The organism is bacterium, from assembly GCA_023230585.1.
Lineage (GTDB): Bacteria > Ratteibacteria > UBA8468 > B48-G9 > JAFGKM01 > JALNXB01.
Genome location: JALNXB010000025.1, coordinates 1 through 13,300 on the forward strand (window position 1 = coordinate 1; position 13,300 = coordinate 13,300).

13 protein-coding genes and 1 pseudogene are annotated in these 13,300 nt (G+C 36.5%); 1 reads left to right on the forward strand and 13 read right to left on the reverse strand.

Annotated features, from left to right (window positions below):
- Positions 1-463 precede the first annotated feature (463 nt).
- The 3 genes and pseudogenes from M0P98_05480 to M0P98_05490 form a co-directional block, all read right to left on the reverse strand.
- Positions 464-553, reverse strand: a pseudogene (locus tag M0P98_05480) (prepilin-type N-terminal cleavage/methylation domain-containing protein).
- A gap of 261 nt (positions 554-814) precedes the next feature.
- The gene (locus tag M0P98_05485; protein MCK9266314.1) at positions 815-1,639 is read right to left on the reverse strand and encodes a type II secretion system GspH family protein; all 825 of its coding nucleotides are present in this window, start codon (positions 1,637-1,639) and stop codon (positions 815-817) included.
- Positions 1,640-1,876: 237 nt separating this feature from the next.
- Positions 1,877-2,572 carry a cytochrome c biogenesis protein CcdA gene (locus tag M0P98_05490; protein ID MCK9266315.1) on the reverse strand — a complete coding sequence of 232 codons (696 nt, stop codon included), beginning with the start codon at positions 2,570-2,572 and terminating at the stop codon, positions 1,877-1,879.
- A gap of 62 nt (positions 2,573-2,634) precedes the next feature.
- Between M0P98_05490 and M0P98_05495 the strand changes: the two genes are divergently transcribed.
- Positions 2,635-3,921 (forward strand): L-alanine-DL-glutamate epimerase, encoded by a 1,287-nt coding sequence (locus M0P98_05495; GenBank protein MCK9266316.1) that lies wholly within the window; start codon positions 2,635-2,637, stop codon positions 3,919-3,921.
- 38 nt (positions 3,922-3,959) lie between these two features.
- Here M0P98_05495 and mgtE read toward each other — a convergent pair whose 3' ends face one another.
- The 10 genes from mgtE to M0P98_05545 form a co-directional block, all read right to left on the reverse strand.
- The gene (mgtE, locus tag M0P98_05500; GenBank protein MCK9266317.1) at positions 3,960-5,300 is read right to left on the reverse strand and encodes a magnesium transporter; all 1,341 of its coding nucleotides are present in this window, start codon (positions 5,298-5,300) and stop codon (positions 3,960-3,962) included.
- Positions 5,301-5,332: 32 nt separating this feature from the next.
- Entirely contained in the window at positions 5,333-6,301 is a 969-nt protein-coding gene (locus M0P98_05505; protein MCK9266318.1) for a mechanosensitive ion channel family protein, read from the reverse strand.
- A gap of 1,046 nt (positions 6,302-7,347) precedes the next feature.
- Positions 7,348-7,851 (reverse strand): ferritin family protein, encoded by a 504-nt coding sequence (locus tag M0P98_05510; GenBank protein ID MCK9266319.1) that lies wholly within the window; start codon positions 7,849-7,851, stop codon positions 7,348-7,350.
- A gap of 35 nt (positions 7,852-7,886) precedes the next feature.
- Entirely contained in the window at positions 7,887-8,696 is an 810-nt protein-coding gene (locus M0P98_05515) for a ZIP family metal transporter (GenBank protein MCK9266320.1), read from the reverse strand.
- A complete protein-coding gene (locus M0P98_05520) occupies positions 8,696-9,598 on the reverse strand; it encodes an FAD-dependent oxidoreductase (GenBank protein ID MCK9266321.1) in 903 nt (300 codons plus the stop codon). The genes M0P98_05515 and M0P98_05520 overlap by 1 nt, the downstream gene beginning before the upstream one ends.
- A complete protein-coding gene (locus M0P98_05525) occupies positions 9,598-9,840 on the reverse strand; it encodes a glutaredoxin family protein (GenBank protein ID MCK9266322.1) in 243 nt (80 codons plus the stop codon). Before M0P98_05525 ends, M0P98_05520 begins: the two co-directional genes overlap by 1 nt.
- A 363-nt stretch (positions 9,841-10,203) precedes the next feature.
- Entirely contained in the window at positions 10,204-10,791 is a 588-nt protein-coding gene (locus M0P98_05530) for a flavodoxin family protein (protein MCK9266323.1), read from the reverse strand.
- A 38-nt stretch (positions 10,792-10,829) separates the two neighbouring features.
- Positions 10,830-11,210: a class II SORL domain-containing protein gene (locus M0P98_05535; GenBank protein MCK9266324.1), complete on the reverse strand. Its 381-nt coding sequence runs from the start codon at positions 11,208-11,210 to the stop codon at positions 10,830-10,832.
- A 224-nt stretch (positions 11,211-11,434) separates the two neighbouring features.
- Positions 11,435-11,923, reverse strand: a complete 489-nt coding sequence (locus M0P98_05540) for a ferritin family protein (GenBank protein MCK9266325.1) — start codon at positions 11,921-11,923, stop codon at positions 11,435-11,437.
- 194 nt (positions 11,924-12,117) lie between these two features.
- Positions 12,118-13,293 (reverse strand): FprA family A-type flavoprotein, encoded by a 1,176-nt coding sequence (locus M0P98_05545; GenBank protein ID MCK9266326.1) that lies wholly within the window; start codon positions 13,291-13,293, stop codon positions 12,118-12,120.
- Positions 13,294-13,300: the final 7 nt, after the last annotated feature.

Here is a 13,300-nt window from a genome sequence, read left to right on the forward strand (position 1 = left end):
CATTGGTATGATTACCGTGCCTAAAATGGACAAATCCATCTGCATTTTCTCCTGCTGCACATGTATAATACTGGCAATGATGTCTTGCATCGCTTGGTGCGTACTGGAGGGCAACAGAATCTGTCAAAAGCCAGAAACGGTTAGGTTGGGCTTGTAGATAACGATTTGTGTTCACATAACCACTATCGTAGCTAAAAGCAGAACCTGTGTCGAAATAGACATAAGTAGTTCTTACCCCATAAACACTACGTTGGTCATTATGAGGGTCCGCATCTGGAGAGTATGGTTTTTCTGAAGGGCAACACCTCAATTCTCTCGGGATAAAACTGTTCATTGTTGTATTATGCAACCTTGGGTAGAACCAACCATCCCAGTTTTCAGCATATAAATAGAAATGAGTTCCCAACTGTTTAAGGTTGTTTATACATACAGACGATTTTGCTCTTGCTCTTGCTTTACTCAAAGCAGGTAGCAACATACCAGCAAGTATCGCTATTATTGCTATAACCACAAGTAATTCGATAAGTGTAAAGCCTGATTTGATTCTTTTCATTATTCTTTCCTCCTTTACCCGCTGCTGTTTGTTTTATACTTGCCCAGCGTGTCATCCTGAACTTGTTTCAGGAACCTTGCCTTGTCGCCGTTTTATGGCGTTGCGAGGAGCGTTTTATTCCATAGTTTTCAGAGGAATTGCGACGTGGCAATCCTCGTCTTTATCCCTACTATTGTTTGCCCCCATTCCTTTTCCGCCTACGGCGAGATTGCCACGCCAAAAAACGGCTCGCAAAGACGGAATGGGAGTTTTTTAACACAATCAGTTCTCAGTCCAATATTTATTAGAGAGCAACCTCGGTCTGTGTTGGTACGCTACATCAGGATGTGGCGCACTACCTGTTGCACAACCCTTTGCATTAAGAAACTCGTTAACATTAGCCCTACTCCAACTCATTGCATCACCTTCTTTCCAATAGCTTGGATCTTTAGGTGTTGCTACCCACTTTACTCTACCATCAACATATAAAACATTTATTCCTTCCACTCCGTGGTTTGAATAACGCCTAAAAAGCCGCCACTTTTCTGGACCATTACCCTTAGGGTCGTCAGTCATAATAGCAGTATCAGGATGTGTTTGAAGATTTAAACCGAGAGCATAAGTATATGAACAACTTGAAACTTTATTATCACGGTAAATAGTCAAATCAGTTGCAGTAGTTGCTCTATAGAGTGCGCCAGCACGATTTTCATAAGGTTTATCATCTCCACCGCCAGGACATACAAAAAGTTTGTAGTCTGTTATATATTGTGCTGTCTCAAATTTAGGTGTTGAAGGGTCTATCTGCCCTGTAAGTAGAGCAAGAGAAATGTTAGGTTTAGAGGTAATATGACCTGTAGAAAAACTGGGATGCCCGCTCCATTGTGCTTCATCGTCGAAATCGTGGTAAGGAAAATAACCGCCCCAATCGTTGGCGTATATTAGGAGTGCCAACCCTAATTGCTTAAGGTTGTTCATACATACAGTTGCTTTTGCTCTTGCTCTTGCTTTACTTAAAGCAGGTAGCAACATACTAGCAAGTATAGCAATAATTGCTATAACCACAAGAAGTTCAATAAGAGTAAAACCACCTTTACTTCTTTTCATTTTTATCACCTCCTTTCATTGTTACATTTCATTAGTATTTTTTCAAGGAAGTGTTATATTACGCAGGGTTGTAATATTCCTATTTTTTATGTAACAGTGAATATAAAACCGAGCTACCTTGCCAAAAAATCAGGTTTTATCTTACCCATATTCTAATCTCTACCCTTAATTTTTGTCAAATATTAAAATCGTTTTACTAAAATAAAAGAATAAAAATAGTGGTTGAGTTTTTGTTTTTTAAAAAGGAAACTGTATATTAAACTTATCAAAGAAGAGTAAAACTCCTACAATTATTAATACAATCCCAGTAATCATTTGTATAACTGTATAATATTTTTTGATTTTACTAAAGAAAGTCAGTGCTTGCTCAAGCAGAATGGCAGTTAATATAAAAGGTACCCCTATTCCAAGAGAATAAAAGAATAAGAGTAACATCCCTTTTAGAACGGTCTCTTCCATTGAAGCCATAGTCAATATAGAACCAAGGACAGGACCTACACAAGGACTCCAACCAAAAGCAAAAACAATTCCTAAAAGTAGAGCACCTATATACCCAGAAGTAATTTTTTTAAGGTTAATCTTTTTCTGAGAATATAAAATTTTAAATTTTATGATACCTGTAAGATGAAATCCAAAAAGGATAATAAGAAGAGCCCCTATCATTCTTATCAAATCACGTTTGTTATAAAGAATTCTACCTAACCAGTTTGCAGAGGCTCCAAGTAGAGTAAAAATTATAGTAAACCCAAGCACAAAAAATAGAGATAAGAAGAGTGTCTTATTTTTATTTTTAGAAGATTTAAGGTTCTCAAGAGAAACTCCTGTAATATAGGAAAGATACGCAGGAATTAAAGGCAATATACAGGGGCTTGCAAAAGAAAGCAGACCAAAAACAAAACTTCCAAGTAACCGATAATTTTGTATATTTTCCATTTTATGCAATAATTGTATAGTCTATTTAATAAAAAGTCTAATTATTTTATTTTGGAGGAGAAATGCAAATAGAAAAAGTAAATCTTAATTTTGAAATTGAACCATTAAAAACCCCGTTGGGTTTTAAAGGCGGATATTTAACAAGTTTATGGCAGTCTATCGTATATCTGGAAAGTAAAAATTGTCATAGTATAGGATTGGGTACTCAAAGTGTGCTCTGGTCAGATGCAACTGTATTTACTTCTCACAGCGAAGTTGGCGGAAATATGCTTATGTTTGCTATTACCGAGTATGCAACTAATATGCTTAAAGGGCGAAAAATTGATACCCCTATAACAGCCCAAGAAGAGATTTTGGATGATGTACACGCTTATGCTTGTAATATAACAGGGAAAAAAAATTTAAGAAAAACTTTTACGTTAAACGCTCTTGTAGCCCTCGACAATGCTTTATGGATGCTTTACGCAAGAGAAAATAATATTAAAGATTTTTATAATATGATACCTGATACTTACAAAAAACTTGTTTCGTATAAACACCCTTCAATTGCTTGTATACCTCTTATTTCTTATGGTGTGCCTGTTTTTGATATTGGGCAAACTATTCAGGACGGTTTTTTTACTTTAAAAATCAAGATAGGTTCCGATCCAGAAAAAGATGGCGACCTCGATAAGATGTTAAAGTGGGATATGGAAAGGATTAAAAATATACATCAAAAATATTGTGACCAGACAACACCTTACACTGAAAACGGTAAATTGCCGTATTATTTTGATGCTAACGGAAGATATGATACTAAAGAACGATTATGGAAATTAATCGATTATATTGACAAAATAGGGGCTCTTGAACAGGTTGCAATTATTGAGGAACCTTTCCCTGAAGAATCTGAAGAAGAAGTTGGAGATTTCCCGGTTAGGATAATTGCTGATGAGAGTGCACATACCGAACAAGATACCCGAAAAAGACATCAACTTGGATATAAAGGTGTAGCATTAAAACCTATAGCAAAAACGTTAAGTATGACGTTAAAAATATTAGAAGAAGCTGACACAAACCAGATGGAATATTTTTGTGCTGACCTTACAGTAATACCTCCGCTTGTGGAATGGAACAAAAATCTTGCTAGCAGATTAAGACCATATAAAGGTTTTAAAATACCCCCTATGGAATCTAATGGATACCAGAACTATAAAAATTGGGATATGTTAAAATCTTTCCATTCTTATCCTGAATCAGAATGGGCTTTTCCGTCAAAAGGCATATTCAACCTAAACGAAGATTTTTATATAAAAAGTGGCGGTATTTTTAAAGATTCTACACATTATGAAAAATTGGTTAAACCATAATTTATCATAATATTTTTTCGCAAAACTTTATAGAGTCCTTAAAGTATCATTAGTGCTATAGCAAAATATATCAATAATCCCAAAACGTCCATAACAGTAGTAATAAGAGGGCTACTTACGACGGCAGGGTCAAGACGCAACTTCCCAAGTATTATGGGCAAAAGGCTTCCAACGACATTTGACCAGAGAGCAATAAGAACAACTGATATACTTATAACCAAACTTACTTTTATATCCCCTTGCCACACAAAACTCCACAATAAAAGTACAAGACCGAGAGCAAGGCCAAGCAATAGTCCTAAAATTGCTTCTTTCTTAATAACACTAAGCCATTTATTGGGAGTTAGATCGCCAGTAACAAGGGCTCTTATAATAAGAGTTGCCGATTGAGTACCTGTGTTTCCTCCAGTATCTATAAGGACAGGTATAAAAAAAGCTAATGTTATAACATTTTTTAATACTCCTTCAAAGGAAGATATAACGCTCCCAGAGAGAAAACCAGCAACAGCAAGAAAAAGAAGCCATACAACCCGTTTTTTGAAAAGAGAAAAAATTGGTGCTGTGGTATAATTAATCTCAAAAGGAATAACACTAGCACCTTTATGAATATCTTCGGTTACTTCATCTTCATATACATCTATTACGTCGTCAATTGTAACTACACCTAACAATATGTTTTGAGAATCTACAACAGGAAGAACTATCAAGTTATACTTTTTCATAATTGTGACAGCCTCTTCTTGGTCAGCAGAAGCGTTGATAGAATAACAGTCTCTATCCATTAGGGCTTCAACTTTTTCATTGAAAGGAGAAAGAATTAAACGCCTAAGAGAGATATCGTCAAGGAGGTGTCCTGTTTCATCTACAACATAAAGAATATCAACAGTTTCAGCATCTTGTCCATATTTTCTTATATGTTCAAAAGATTCTTTTACTGTCCAGTCAGAATTTATTGCAACATAATCAGGAGTCATAAGTCGACCAACACTATCGTCAGGATAACCAAGCAATTCCATAGCTTCCTTTCTTTCTGCAAAAGGTAATAGGTTTAGGAAATGTTTGGTTACACTAGCTGGAAGTTCTTCAAAAACATCAGTTCTATCGTCAGGGGTCATTTCAAGAAAAATTTCTCTTATATGATCGTTACTCATCTGGAACAATAGATGCTTTTGAGCACCAGTATCAAGCTCACTAAAAACTTCTGCTGCGAGTTCTCTGGGCAGTAAACGAAAAATAATTATCTTCAGTTCATCCTCAACATTGTCTATAAGGTCAACAATATCTTGTGCCGGCCAGAGAGAAAGAGCGTCTTTTAAGGTACGCCAATTTTTCTGTTGAATCAACTCTTTTATTTCTGGTGTAAGTAATGCTTTTAACATAGTGTTTTTTTTCCTTTAAACATTTTAAAATATTAAGTTTGTTCTTTATTCTTTTCACCGCTTCTATAAGAATATACGTAGGGTATTGCAAAATCCACCTTTGAATTCTTTTGAAATTTTTTAAATATAATCTTATTTATTTCGTGAGATATCTTTGGTCTTTGGGTAGCTAATGTGGTATATCTTAACCTCATATATATTCCGTAATCATAAACATCGGCTCTTACATAAGGCAGATTACCTGTTTTATCAATTATATCTTTTGTAACCTCTTCTGCTGCTGAAATAAGAATTTTTTCTGCTTCATCCCAATCAGAATCAAGAGTAATACGCCATACAACTTCATCAAGAGAGTAAGGCTCTTCATGTCTTGCTGTATAGTTTATAACCACCTGACTAAAAAGCATCGCATTAGGTATTAATATATTCCTTCCGCTTGCATCTTCACTGCCAACTGTCCCGCCGACCTGATTAAGAACAGTATACATAAACCCTACTTCAACAACATCTCCAACAAGCCCCAATGAAGAAAAAAGAATTCTGTCACCAATACGAAAAGGACGCCTTAAAGTTATCAATACCCATGCGGCCACTCCGCTAACAGGAGCTTGAAGAGACCATCCAAGTAGCAAACCCATAAAACTTGCTCCAAATACTCCGAATATTGTTAGTTTACCGATACTTTCAATAAATGCTATTATAATGCCAAGTCCTGCAAGAGTATGGATAAAGCCAGTAAGCATCTTTGTCTCTCCCTTAGGACCTCTTTTTTTCATAATCATAATGCCTATAATAAAAGAGAGAACAGACGCAGTAAGAAGGATTAGAAAAACTATATAAATAAAACGTATAATAGATTTACCTTCGGATATAAAACCAAGATTTATCCCTTTTGTATGGAGGGAAAAACTTATAACCCATAAACAACAGAGCACCAAAAAATAGAAATATGGAGGTTTTTTACGTTTAAATTCTTCAATTTTTGTTTCCTGCTTAATCATTTGTTTTTCTCCTTGTAGGTCAAGTCTTAGTTAACCATTATTGGTTGATAAAAGTCTAATATTTTATGCCTTATTTGTCAATTATTTAGTGCTTGGGATGAATTTTGCTAAGAGGGTATCTGGCTAAAAGATGAGATTGCTACGCTGAGAAGCCCTTACTACGCTAAAATAGAAGATTAGACGTCTTGTCCCAATAGTTTTTGTGAGGAGGGGAATTGCCAAGTTAAAAATCGTTCGTAAAAATGGAATGGGGGGGGTAGTAAAAACGAGATTCCGGATCAAGTCCGGAATGACTTACAGGGGGAGTCTCCGCCTTTTATCGCTCTGCTATTAATTTTTTTTTAGCCTGCCAACTACCCCTCCACCTACGCCAAGGTATACCTGCCGAAACTTATATTGTAGCGTAGGTTGCCTTTGGTGGATAAAACTCATCCCATTAACCTCTCTGCAACCCCTTGGGGACTTACTATCACGAGTACTCCCCGAGGGGAGAAGGCAAGAAAAGGGAGATGAAAGTAACCAGTATACAGGTTATTTACGGCACCTACTAATACTGGTTTAAAACTTCAAAGATTGGTTACAAACAAATACAAAGATAACCGCCCCCTCATCCTTTCTTGCCCTACGGGCTTCAGTCAGCGGGCTCACCGACTCGCCCTTTGTGCTATACAGTGCTCATTATTCTTCGCACCAGCACTCTTCTCCCTCAAGGGGAGAAGGCAAGAAAAGGGAGATGAAAGTGAACCAGCATTACAGGTAATTTACGGCACCTACTAATACTGGTTTAATTTCGCCTGAAAACAAGGCGGCAAGAAACTGGCAATGAGATGTATTCTCATACATCGAAGAAGACAGTGACGCATGCCAACGAAGTTGTTAGGATGAAAGTGAACCAGTATTACAGGTAATTTACGGCACCTACTAATACTGGTTTAATTTCGCCTGAAAACAAGGCGGCAAGGAACTGGCAATGAGATGTATTCTCATACATCGAAGAAGACAGTGACGCATGCCAACGAAGTTGTTAGGATGAAAGTGAACCAGTATTACAGGTTCATCCAGTTCCACACCCGACTCTCCTCCCTCTCCAACCAATCCGAAGTCCCTGTAAGGTAAGAATAAACATTAACAATGGAATCAAGATGTTTTTTCTCTTCGTTCAAAAGAAATTGTAACAACTCTTTTTCAGACTCATTCTTTGATTCAGCTAAAAACTTTTTATAAGATTCATATCCTTTCTTCTCAAGTTCAATTGCAGTCTCATAAACATCTATGTTGCTCTCTTTTGAAGTGGTAGTTTTTTCAATTTTTTCAAAAAAGGATTTCACATCTTCTTCAACAGAATCAATCTTTGAGACGTCATCTGAAACTTCAACAGGTAACCCTGCATAAAATTTTTCTATTCTTTCAGCGTGTTCTATTTCTTGTTTTGCAAGAGTGTAAAATAGAGCCTTGCTAAGGGGATTATTCACCTTTAAAGCAAACTCAAGATACAATATTGCGCCTTTCTTTTCAAATTCTAATGCAAAATTTATAATCTTCTTTTCCATTTGTCTCCTTTTAGGTTTTAAAAATATTTAGACTATTACCCAAAAGCAACATCAAGTACCATCATAATAACAAACCCTCCCAAAAAACTTAAGGTTGCAATATCTGTGTTACCTGCTCTTTGGGTTTCAGGTATTACCTCTTCAACAACTATGTAAAGCATAGCGCCTGCTGCAAAAGCTAAAGCATAAGGCAACATTGGTTTAAAAAAACTAACCGCCAAAGCCCCTATAACACCCGCTATAGGTTCAACAACACCTGAAAGTTGACCATACCAGAAAGCCTTCCATTTACTAAACCCTGCTCCTCTCAAAGGAACAGATACTGCCATACCTTCGGGCAAATCCTGTATACCTATACCAAAAGCAAGAGAGGCTGCCATTGCTAAGGTAATCCCTGAACTTGGGAATTTTAAAGAACCAAAAGCAACCCCTATCGCAAGACCTTCAGGAATATTATGAAGTGTAATAGCAAGGATTAAAAGATAAGAGACAGAAAGATTTGTTGAAGGACCTTCTTTCTCACTCTCAGGTAGGTTAAGATGTAGATGTGGCACAACCTTATCCAGAATGTACATAAACAGACAACCAATTATAAAACCAACAGAAACCACAAACCAAGCAGGAGGAGTTTTTCCTTCTGTTAGTTCTATAGCAGGTAATAGTAGAGAAAAGAAACTTGCTGCAACCATTATACCACCAGCAAAACCAAGAGAAGAATCAAAAAAACGCCTTGATGGGTTCTTGTTTACAAAAACCAAAGCAGCTCCAACAGCAGTAAACAACCAGGTCATAGAACTAAATAAAAACGCAAGTAAAACAGGATTTAAATGTTGTAGACTATCCATTATCCTCCCATATAAAGGTATTCTGAGGCAGCTATAGCTGCTTTTGCACCTTCTCCACAAGCAATAATTATCTGTTTTTTAAACACGTTTGTAACATCTCCTGCAGCAAAAAGCCCAGAGATAGAGGTTCTTGTACTACAATCAATAACTATTTCACCTGCTAAATTTTTTTCAACGCCTTCAAATATATGCGAGTTAGGTATGGAACCTATCTCAACCAAGACACCCTCAATATCTAAATTCTTCTTTTTACCATCTATATCAACAGTCATCCCGCTTACCAATTTCTCGCCAAAAATCTCAACAACTTTTGTACTGGTTAAAACCTCTAAATTATCTGCTTTACTTAATCTATCTATCAATATTTTATCACCAGTTAGCCTGTTGTCTCTCTCAATAACAAAAACTTTAGAAGCTATACGCACCATCTGTAAAGCTACCTCCAATCCTGAATTTCCACCCCCAACAACAGCCACTCTTGTACCAGAAAATAGAGGACCATCACAAGTAGCACAATAACTGATACCTCTGTTATAAAACTCTTTCTCACCAGGGACTGTAAGTTCTTTTGGTTTTCTACCAGTACAAACAATTACAGTCTTACCATTATATTTTTCGTTACCTGAAAAAACAGTAAAAGCGTCATCATTTTTTTCAATTTTTTCAACCTTTTCGCCTTCTTTTAAATCTATACTAAACTCTCTAAGATGTTGTGCAAATTTTTCTGCAAGTTCAGGACCTGTAATATACTGGTGCCCCAAATAATTTTCAATACCACCACTTTTAAGTGTTTGACCACCAATATCCAAAGTCACCATAAGAAAATTTATCTTTTTACGTGCAAGATAAATCCCTGCAGTAATACCTGCAGGACCTCCGCCTACTATTATAGTTTCGTACATTATTTTTCGAGAGCCTCTTTTATAGCCGTTTTATCAAAACCTACAATTATTTTACCATCTATATCTATTACTGGAACTCCCATCTGTTCAGATTTTTCTACCATCTCTTTTCTTTTTTCTGGAGACGCTCCCACATCAAAATATTCGTAAGATAACTTATTCTCATCTAAATAGGATTTAGCCATTTTACAATATGGACAGGTTGCAGTAGCATATATTTTGATTTTTTTTTCTGTTTTCATTTTTTTCTCCATATTTAATATGTTTTTCCCATCACTTTTGCGCCTAACAGCGAATCTTGTCCCGAGTACCCACCTTCATCACTTGCAAAAACGAGATTCCAGATCAAGTCCGGAATGACATATAAGAGGGAGTCTCCGCCTTTTAACGCTCTGCTATTCATTTTTTTAGCCTGCCAACTACCCCTCCTCCACCTACGCCAAGGTATACCTGCCGAAGCTTGTATTGTAGCGTAGGTTGGCTTCGGTGGATAAACCTCATCCCATTAACCTCTCTGCAAACCCCTGAGAGATTTACTATCACGAGTACCTCCGAGGGATAAAACTCGCAAGACTAACTACAAAAGACGGAATGGAGAAAGGTTTTTACTTTTTTTTATCACTTTGTAAAAGTAAGCGTCCTATCTCCTCGGCTCTATTTAAACATTCAGGATATTTGTGTATATCACCTTTATCATCTACCAAAGGGCATAAAAGTTCGTGTTTATAGGAAGCACCTATCGTAACAAAAAAGTTTTTAATTATTGCTTTTGCATTATCAAAAAAATCCTGCCTGTTTGCCCCTTGAACTGACAAAAAAACTCCCTTCTTTCTTTTTAGGTTCTTGTAAGAGTTAAAGAAATTGATGCCAAGCCATTGGCATTGGAATCTATCTATCATCATTTTTGTTTGAGCAGAAACGCTTCCAAAAAATATTGGAGAAGCAACAACCACTACGTCCGCCTGCTCAATAACTGGGAAAATATCCTGCATTTCATCTTGTATTTTACATTTTCCGTCTTTTGTAATAACCGCACATTCTTGGCAAGGTCTAAACTTCATACTATTTAATACAAACTTCTTAACGTTTGCACCGCCCTCTTCTGCTGCCTTTAAGCATATATCAAGAAGGATATCGCTGTTACCACCTTTACGTGGGCTACCCAATATTCCTACAACTTTAATCTGTTCCATATTTGTATCTCAAGTATATTCTTACTTATCTTAAATGATTATATTTTCACTTCTTTCATACCTTCCCACAAACCATGTATGTTGCAGTAGGAAGAAGCGTATATAGTGCCACTACTTTTTGCTTTGAAAGTTAAGACAGCTTCAACTTCTGTATAAACACCGCTTGTATCTGCTCCGTCAACGGAAGCGCCGTGAGAAGAAAATTCACATTTGCCTACCTGATACGGAAACTTACCTCCTTCCGGTTTAAAATACACATCTATCCAAGCAATATGATGAGCAGTTGTGTTTGGATGAGAAATCTCTTTCCCAACGCTCACCTTAAAAGTAACGCCCTTATCTTTATCAGCACTCAAAATCTCAATAACTGGAATATGTTTTTCTTTTGCCCAGTCCCCACTTTGAAATAATTCTTTCATATTTTTTACCTCCTTTTATAAAGAATAGACCTACTAGAATTAAAAAATTTTAGTATTACAAACCTTGCAAATACTTGGTAAACTCCGTCATATTTTTTGTTAGAATGACGGCAAAAAGCCTTCCTCACCTTGCATCCTCTCCCCCAAGAGGAGAGGCGAGTAGTGGGAATTGCACATTTTTCTACAAATTAAACAATGTTCACTATAACTTATCAAATTTTTAATTAAAACTTCTTATTCAACTTATATTGTTTTTTAAACCTTGATAATCTAATAAAATGGTCTCTCTCTTCTCTAATAATATCGTCTAACACTTTATGTTGAGTCTCCTTAACAAGGTCTTTTACTTCAAGATAATACATTATTGAATCAAGTTCTCTTTTTATAGCAAAATCTATTATACAATCCATATCGTCTTCACAAACCATCTCCTTTTCCAATTCGGCAGGAAAAACAAGGTTGTCAGCGTAAGACCTTAAATATTGAAAGTACTCGCCTGGATAGGTTTCAGGAGGTTGGTATTTTTGAACACTCTCTGCCATATCAGTAAATATTTTTTTATGTTTAATCTCTTCATCGGCAAGAAGTAGAAAAAACTCTTTCTCTTCTTTTGAATCGACCTTTGCAGATATTTTCCTATAAAACTTTTCACCATTTTCTTCTATTCGTATAGCAAATTGTAATATTTCGCTTATATCAAAGAAAATACTCATGATAACCTCCTATATGTCGTTTCCGTTCTGCCAAATTTGGCTATACTTTAAGCGGTAGTTGCAAACCCGTCTTGTCCCGAGTATGCCTGAGGGATAAACCTCGCAAAACTAACTACAAAAGACGGAATGGGGGGCTGTTAGCAAAAGGTTCAAGTCTTTTGTTCCCTTACCCTGAGCCTGTTGACCCCTTCGTTTCAAATTAACTCTTTATGTCTTTTCTGAATCTCTTCAGCTAAATTTTGAAGTTTCACAAAATCTTCTTCTTTAGGGTACCCTTTTGCCATTACAGGTTCTATAACCTCTAACCCTTGAGTTGGTAACATATCTGTTATCACCTTTAACATATTCCCGCCCCAACCAAAAGAACCTATCACAGAAGCAAACCTTGTTTTAGGTCTTAAAATTTTAAAAAGATATGCAGCGTAAAGTGCAACAGGATGAGGTCCTGCAAGAACCATTGGAGAACCAAGCACCAACGTCGCTGCGTCAACAAGGGACATAGCCAATTCGCCAATATCAACAGATGTAAGATTGAACGGCTTAACTTCTACTCCTCTTTTAATAAGTTCATCAACAAAAAACTCTGTCATTTTTGCAACACTTCCATGCATTGAAACATAAGGTAAAACTACCTGGTTTTTTACTTTATCAGAAACCCAATCTTTATAAGCGTCTATTATAAAAGAAGGGTTATTGTATACGGGACCGTGGCTTGGCGCTATAATATCAATTGACAAATCTTCAATCAATCCAAGATGTCTGCTTATATTGTTCCTAAAAGGCATCATAATTTCTGCATAATACCTCTTTGAAGATATGTATTGCTTCTCATCGCAACGGGCATAAAAATCGCTTGACGCAAGATGAGAACCAAAAAAATCACAAGGGAAAAGAGTTTTTTCTTCAGGGCAAAAAGTAACAATTGTTTCAGGCCAATGGACCCAAGGCGTATGCAAAAATTTAAGGGTTCTTGCCCCTAATGACAACTCTTCGCCGTCTGCTACAGTCATTATTTTCTCTTGAGGAACAAGCAACATAGACTTCAAAAACCCTGCCCCTTTTTCGCTAGTTACAACCTTTGCATTAGGAAATGCCGAGAGTAAAGCCGGTATACTTCCCGAATGGTCTTGTTCGGAATGGTTAGAAACAATATAGTCAATGTTGGCAACATCTATCTCTTTTAGAATAGCAAAAAGTTCTTCTGTCTTGGTTGGGTCGGCTGTATCGATTAGAACACTTTTGTTATCTTTAATAAAATAGGAGTTATACGTAGTTCCATCAGGCAACGGTATAAGTTCATCAAACAGTTTTCTTGACCAATCATGCAACACAAACCCATACATATCTTTCTTAATCTCTTTAATTATCATTCTTCCC

Bases quoted from the DNA above. Each gene is read 5' to 3' on its own strand.
- M0P98_05530 (MCK9266323.1), bottom strand. From the start codon at position 10,791: ATGGAACAGATTAAAGTTGTAGGAATATTGGGTAGCCCACGTAAAGGT.
- M0P98_05535 (MCK9266324.1), bottom strand. From the start codon at position 11,210: ATGAAAGAATTATTTCAAAGTGGGGACTGGGCAAAAGAAAAACATATT.
- M0P98_05515 (MCK9266320.1), bottom strand. From the start codon at position 8,696: ATGGATAGTCTACAACATTTAAATCCTGTTTTACTTGCGTTTTTATTT.
- mgtE (MCK9266317.1), bottom strand. From the start codon at position 5,300: ATGTTAAAAGCATTACTTACACCAGAAATAAAAGAGTTGATTCAACAG.
- M0P98_05545 (MCK9266326.1), bottom strand. From the start codon at position 13,293: ATGATAATTAAAGAGATTAAGAAAGATATGTATGGGTTTGTGTTGCAT.
- M0P98_05490 (MCK9266315.1), bottom strand. From the start codon at position 2,572: ATGGAAAATATACAAAATTATCGGTTACTTGGAAGTTTTGTTTTTGGT.
- M0P98_05510 (MCK9266319.1), bottom strand. From the start codon at position 7,851: ATGGAAAAGAAGATTATAAATTTTGCATTAGAATTTGAAAAGAAAGGC.
- M0P98_05525 (MCK9266322.1), bottom strand. From the start codon at position 9,840: ATGAAAACAGAAAAAAAAATCAAAATATATGCTACTGCAACCTGTCCA.
- M0P98_05485 (MCK9266314.1), bottom strand. From the start codon at position 1,639: ATGAAAAGAAGTAAAGGTGGTTTTACTCTTATTGAACTTCTTGTGGTT.
- M0P98_05505 (MCK9266318.1), bottom strand. From the start codon at position 6,301: ATGATTAAGCAGGAAACAAAAATTGAAGAATTTAAACGTAAAAAACCT.
- M0P98_05540 (MCK9266325.1), bottom strand. From the start codon at position 11,923: ATGAGTATTTTCTTTGATATAAGCGAAATATTACAATTTGCTATACGA.
- M0P98_05495 (MCK9266316.1), top strand. From the start codon at position 2,635: ATGCAAATAGAAAAAGTAAATCTTAATTTTGAAATTGAACCATTAAAA.
- M0P98_05520 (MCK9266321.1), bottom strand. From the start codon at position 9,598: ATGTACGAAACTATAATAGTAGGCGGAGGTCCTGCAGGTATTACTGCA.